A 6,847-nucleotide genomic window follows, 5' to 3' on the forward strand; every position below is an offset into this window, starting at 1 on the left:
TTATTTAATAAACACTTCTTTTACCATTCGCTGAACATCGGGATCTTTCATAAACAAATTCCAAATAAGTCCTGTACGGTAATTCTCTATCATCACCGTTACCGGAGCTTGGTTAAGCCCCATATAAATGTTAGCACACCAATTCTCGTTCAGATTGAACGCATCACGGAAACCATATTCACCCCACAAGAAAGAACCATAATTACGATAATAATTCTTCAATGCCGCCATCGATTGCTCTGGCAGATAAGGGAATGAGGCCAAAGCCCCTGTCGGTGCCATCGTTCCCACATCCTGATGATCTACCGGTTCGGCGGCACGATAACCCCAAGGTCCGTCACTCGCCGTAAGCCCCCAATTATCTACTCCATATCCGATATTCTTTTTAGGATTCTCTACACAGTAACGGTAGTTTATAAGAGCTATATTCCGAAAGTTCTCGAAGTAGTTTTCAGAAACATATTTATCTTTTATCTTGTGCGGATCAAGCCCCAAGTAGGAATAGTGAATGAAAAACAATGGTCCTCCATTAGACACTCCCACATCGAGTTTTACTCCGAAATATGTATTTCCGTTCGAGTACATTGCCCCATCACGTGTTTGTCCCCAGTCGGCACGATAATCCTGCGCCAGCTTTTCCTGACTAGCCCATCCCGAATAATACATGTCTTTGCCTATACCGTGGGTTGGTGAGGCTATTGCCAGCAAATAAGTTATCATTGTCTCGTTCCAGCCGATAAGATTGTGGTTTATCACCCATTCCTGATCGGGAGACCAGTGCCAATATAAATATTTACTATCTTTTGTCTTTTTGAACCAATCCCATTCTATATTTTTCCATAGTTTGGTGATTGTATTTCGGATGTATTTCTCATCATCACTGTTCTTGTCAAAGTATTGACGGGCTGTTAATAGCCCTTGAAACAAAAAGGATGTTTCTACCATATCGGCTCCATTGTCACGCATTCCGAAAAATGGTTCCACTTTACCTGTTGTTCCATCTATAAAATGAGCATAGCCTCCATGAAAAGTTTCGGCTTTGTCGAGAAATGCGACTATTTTTTTGAATCGTTGTATGGCTTCCTCCCGAGTTATATATCCTCTCTCTACGCCGGTTACAATTGCCATCATCCCAAAACCAGAAGCTCCTGTTGCAATCATATTTCTGCGTCCCGGAATATTTTCGAGGGCTAGTCCTGAATTTGGTTCTGCACCATCCCAATAATATCTGAACGAGGCTTCCTGCACCATATCCAAAAGCTGCTCGTCAGTCATATAGCGGGTTGTTGCTTCTACGATATTAGATGGTTGTGATTCGGAGTAGTCATAATTTACACAAGCAATGCGGTAGCTGAATGTCTTATTCGGTTCGTTTGTGAAATCTGCATAACGTCCTGTATAAGGATATTGTATGCCTACCTGCTTGAACTCTCTCCCATCTTCGGAGCGATATATTTTGATATATTTTATATTTTCCAATCCTGATTTATCCCACCACAAGTCTACATGACGCTCATAGGCCTTTGCTTTTATCGCCGGGACTATCACGTTTGAAACAGTTTTTTGGATAGGACTTAATTCTACCTGATCTATATATAAAGTATGTTCTTTTCCGTCTTGTGAATTTTGTTTGAAAAGAACTTCTTTTATTTCCTTTGTATTTGTGTAGCTTAAATTTTTAAATTCAGATAGAGGGATGGATACTGATACCCATTCCTCTTGTTTGAATTGAGATATATAGTCGTTAAGGTTGATAAAGGACGATGTAGTTGTTTCTTTCTTGTTAATAGCACCTATTGCAATAAGAGGTAATTCTTCTGCTTCTGTTCCCGATTTCATAAATAATTTAAAGTCCAGAGATTTGCCCTCTTTCACAAAGTCTTTTCCCCGCCAATCATGATAAAGAATCGACGCCGACCAGCTTCCATTAGGTGCAGACACATAGTTTAATAGCAGTGAGTTTTTTGCTGTAAAGTATTCCTTTTCGGATACCGGTAGTTTATTTTCTATATTCTGAATATAGCTAGGAGATGTATAATCGGCTTTACTGTAATAGTAACGCCCTGCCATCAAACCATTGTCAAAAAAAATGTGATCGTATTCCGGTTCTTGCGCGGGAGCAGATAAACATCTTATAACTAACAGACAGAAGATTATTCTTAATTTCATGATATGGCATTTACGTTGATAATAAAAACTTACACATTACAATATATTCAGTACAAGAAGAGACGAATACCCAGCACCTTTTCAAGTACTGAGTATCCTCTCCTGATAGTTTCTTATTTAAGATTTGGATTCAAATCTTTCTGAGCTTGAGGTATCGGATAAAATTCGGACTTACCTTCTGTAAATCCAGGAAGTGTTCCGGCAGCCTTACCTGTACGAACAAGATCGAAGAATCGTTCGCCCCATTCGCACGCTAATTCAACTCGTCTTTCTTCCAAAATCTGATCCAATGTAACATTAGTCAATGTTGGCATTTTTGCTCTGGTTCTCACCAAGTTGAAAGGAGTATCCCCATTCTCATTTTTACGAACTTTTGCTTCGGCATTCAATAAAAGGATGTCTGCATATCTCATCACACGGATGTTATTACCAAATCCATACCCTGTTCTTCCTTCCGGAAGCTGAGTGCTAGGTAAATATACTTTCCCATTAAATACTCTATCGTTTCCGTCTGCTGCTGTACTTGGTTTTAGCACATCACCTTCCTTGGTTGTAGATCCGGCATACAAGAAAGTAGTTTCTTTACGTACGGTCTCACCCCTGTCTTGGAATAGTTTTTCTAAAGAAGCACTAGGAACCATGAAGCCCCAGCCCCCTTCAATATTTGTTCCTACAAATCCATTTCTTGGACCTTGGAATGCAAACCACGCATCAGACTCTATTGCTGTGCTACCAACCAAACCATATTGTAGTTCGAATAAATTTTCGTTTGATAAGCATCCCGGTTTTTTAAAATAATCATAAAAATCAGGATAAAGCTCAAACTTGTTACTGTTGATAATCTCATTTGTAGCAGATAGTACAGCATCCCAATTGTTGATATCAGAGTTTGCTTTCGCCCTCAGTGCCAAAGCCGTATATTTAGTAACCTGACCCTTCAGAGGCATTTCGTTAGGACGTAAAGCCGGAAGATTGGCTTCACAGAAATCCATCTCATCATTAATAAACTTGTAGATATCAGCCCGAGGGGTAACATTAAGTGTACCTAATACTTCTTTGTTATCAGTAACAAGCAATGCATCGCCCCAGAATCTGGTTATCTGAAAATAAGCAAAAGCTCTGATAAAACGTACCTCTGCCTGATATTGAGTATTCAGTTTTTTATCAGCCTCAGTTGTTGTATACTCGTTATATCTATTCAGGTCTACCAAAGCAGAGTTACAACTCAACACCAAATTGTATAATCCTGTCCATGATGAGTTTAATGCCCAATATCCACCAAGCTGATTGTATTCGAATGACTTTGCATAGTTTAACTCTCCCTGATCGGAAGGTGAAGAACCTTTATTTATATCATCACCTCTTACGCTCAGTAGGCCAAGTCTTCCCCAGAAACTAAGTCCACTTCCTCCACGCATACGTGCATAGATACCGATTAGCGGCTGGTTCATATTTTCGGTCAGAGTATAATCAAGTCCCTCGACATCTAATACATTTTCGGGTTCCTTATTTAGCCAGTCGCTACAACTGCTTAATAACAATAATGCTGATATAATGTATATATAAAATTTCATAACTATAATTTCTTATTTCTTTAATTAATATACCAATCTGAAACCAATACTGTAAGTTGAGGTTAAAGGATAAACATCGTTATCTATTCCATCAGCCACGTCTGTAGTAAATCCATTATAGGAGAAGAAGTTGAATGGTCTTTCTGCCGTAAAACTTACTCTTAAGCTAGATTTGTTTCCACTCTGAGGGAAAATATTCTGGAAAGTATATCCCAACTGTATATTCTGAATCGTAAATGTATTGGCACTTTCAACAAAGAATGAGTTGAAGCGGCTATATGTCCATGTATGTCCCAAAGCTGCACCTGAAACATATTTGTTTGTAGAGCCTTCACCTGTCCAACGGTTTTTAACGATATCTTCGTCGAAATTTATATCAGTTTGTTTTTGTCTCAAGAACCGTTTCTGATTCAAGATCTTATGGCCAAACTGTCCTTGGAATGCAGTACTAAAGTCAAAAGCCTTGTAGGTGAACCCGAGATTACCACCCAAGAAGAACTTAGGCAGTGGAGAACCGAGCAATGTTCTGTCTTGGTCTGTCAGTTTTCCGTCACCATCTATATCTTTAAACTTAATGTCTCCCGGAACCGGTTTGCTGGCAATATCTGTTAAAGTTTTATCATTATCAATTTCTGCCTGATTCTGATAAATACCTTCCATTACATATCCATAGTATGAGTCTACTGTCTGACCAATCTGTCTGATACGGCCATAGTCTCCGGATGTAATTATGCGTTCCAAACCATCAAGGTGAGTGACTTTATTTTTTAAAGTCGACATATTTACACCAACATTGTAAGTAAAATCACGTCCGATCTTGTCTTCCCAGTTTAGAGAAACTTCTAAACCCGAGTTTTGGATCTCACCGTTATTCATTAATAATGATCCGGCTCCTAACTGAAGTGTCTTCAAGAACACAGCATCTTTTGTAGTACGTTTGTAATAATCAAGTTCTCCGGATAAACGGTTATTCAGAACAGTAAAGTCCAAACCAAAATCCAATTCTTCTACTTTTTCCCATTTCAGAGAAGAGAAGAACGAAAGGCTGGATGTACCCGGCATAATCTGTCCGTTGAAATATCCGGTTTCTTGTGTAATGGAAGCAAATCCATCATTTCGTTGTATCTTATCGTTACCTAGCATACCCCAACTTCCTCTTAATTTCAGGAAGTCAAATACTTTCTGATTCTTCATAAAGTTTTCTTCCGAAAGGACCCATCCAAGACCTACAGAAGGGAAATATCCCCACTTTTGTTGATACTTAGAGCTACCATCGGCACGGAATGTAGCAGATAATAAATATTTGCCTGCATAGTCATACATCAAACGTCCGAAAAACGAAGCGCCTCTATTTTCTTCTGCATTGTCGTACCAAGTATCGGCATCTGCTCCTTGCTCGATAATAGAACCGTTGTGTAAGTACCAGTACTCGTCTCTTCCATCAGGGATACCTTCGCCTTGCAAGCGCATTCTTTCCCATCTCTCTTTTCTTATAGAATTACCTGCCATCAGAGTCACATTGTGTTTCTCAGCAAAAGTGTCTCTATATGTCAGGATATTATCTATCAACCAATTGTTTGTATATTTCTGAGATTTAGTCAACTGTGTTTTCTTATTTTGTTGACTGGCCGAAACGGTATATATCGGTAAGAATAAACGATTGCGTTGGAAAGACAAATCCTGATTGTAAGAAGTTCTGAATGTCAACTTATTTTCTAAGAAAGACAACTCCATGTAAAGTGCCGGAAGAACTTCTGTCACCCCCACTTTGTTGTTGTAATAATCAGCAATAGCCACCGGATTCCAAAAGTAGTTTGTTAGCCCTACATCTTGTGCCGATCCATATTTGGTAGGAGATGCAATGCTATTATTCGCATCATAAGCCGGATATATAGAAGGTGATGTATACGCATTACCAAAAGCACTGTTATTTGCAAGCTTTTGATCACTGTTTACAACAATAAAGCTACCTCCTACTTTCAACCAGTTGGTGATACCTATATCTACTTTAGAACGCATATTTAATCTCTCATAACCATTGTCGCTATCTAAGATACCTTTCTGGTTCAAGTAACTAATACCGATTGAATACGTTGTTTTTTCTCCACCTCCGTTAACATTTATAGCATGGCTATGCATAGGTGCTACTCTCAATATTTCGTCATACCAATCGGTATTTACAGCGGGAATACCATTAGCACCACCAAACTTAGCGATAGACTGATCGATAGTATTTGTATTACCGATTTCTTTCATCACTGTCGCATATTGCTGAGAGTTAGCCATCTTTACCAGGTTAGAAGCTTTTTGCAAACCAAAGTAACCATCGTAAGTAACCTGAGGTTTTCTGTCTGTCAAGCCTTTTTTCGTTGTCACAATGATAACTCCATTCGCTGCACGTACTCCATAAATAGCAGCAGAAGAAGCATCTTTGAGTACGCTCATGTTTTCGATATCACTGTTATTCAAGAAGTCGATATTATCGAAGAACATACCATCTACAACATACAAGGGTCCGGTTTTAGAATCATCATAGTTTCCGACACCACGGATACGTACTTTAGGCGAACTTCCCGGTTGACCGGTGTTGATTACCTGTAGTCCGGGTACTTTACCCTGCATTGCTTGCATCGGCGATGCTGTAAGATGCCTGTTGACATCATCCCCCTTAATCGTAGCAATAGGAGATGTCAAGTCTTTTGCTTTTGCACTACCATAACCGATCACGACTGTTTCGGCAAGCATCCGACTGTCGTTTTTCATAACTACATCGATACTTGCTTGTGAGCCAACAGTTACTTCTTGTGTTTGCATTCCCACATACGTAAATACTAAAACATTGCCTGTAGCAGCTGCAATAGTATATCTACCATCGATATCGGTAATAGTACCATTGTTTGTTCCCTTTATTTGTACAGTAACGCCAATCAGCGGTTCATTGGCTTCGTCCTTTATAATTCCTGAAATAGTTTTCGTTTGAGCATAAATATTTCCTGTGGTTAATAGGAAACAAAACAGGAATAATAAAGGCTCTTCCCTAAAAGTTGTGGACTAGGCATAAATATTCGTTAATCTAAATAAAAAATAGGGTATATGCTTTACTC

3 protein-coding genes are annotated in these 6,847 nt (G+C 39.1%); all 3 read right to left on the reverse strand.

From position 1 onward, the window contains the following. On the reverse strand, positions 1 to 2,070 hold the full coding sequence (locus BGO84_RS14155) for a glucoamylase family protein (RefSeq protein ID WP_366246707.1): 2,070 nt from the start codon (positions 2,068 to 2,070) through the stop codon (positions 1 to 3). Positions 2,071 to 2,282: 212 nt separating this feature from the next. Then, on the reverse strand, positions 2,283 to 3,743 hold the full coding sequence (locus BGO84_RS14160) for a RagB/SusD family nutrient uptake outer membrane protein (RefSeq protein WP_291030149.1): 1,461 nt from the start codon (positions 3,741 to 3,743) through the stop codon (positions 2,283 to 2,285). A gap of 24 nt (positions 3,744 to 3,767) precedes the next feature. Beyond that, a complete protein-coding gene (locus BGO84_RS14165; RefSeq protein WP_291030151.1) occupies positions 3,768 to 6,761 on the reverse strand; it encodes a TonB-dependent receptor in 2,994 nt (997 codons plus the stop codon). Between the last annotated feature and the right edge of the window lie 86 nt (positions 6,762 to 6,847).

This window comes from Dysgonomonas sp. 37-18, assembly GCF_001899125.1.
Classification (GTDB): domain Bacteria; phylum Bacteroidota; class Bacteroidia; order Bacteroidales; family Dysgonomonadaceae; genus Dysgonomonas.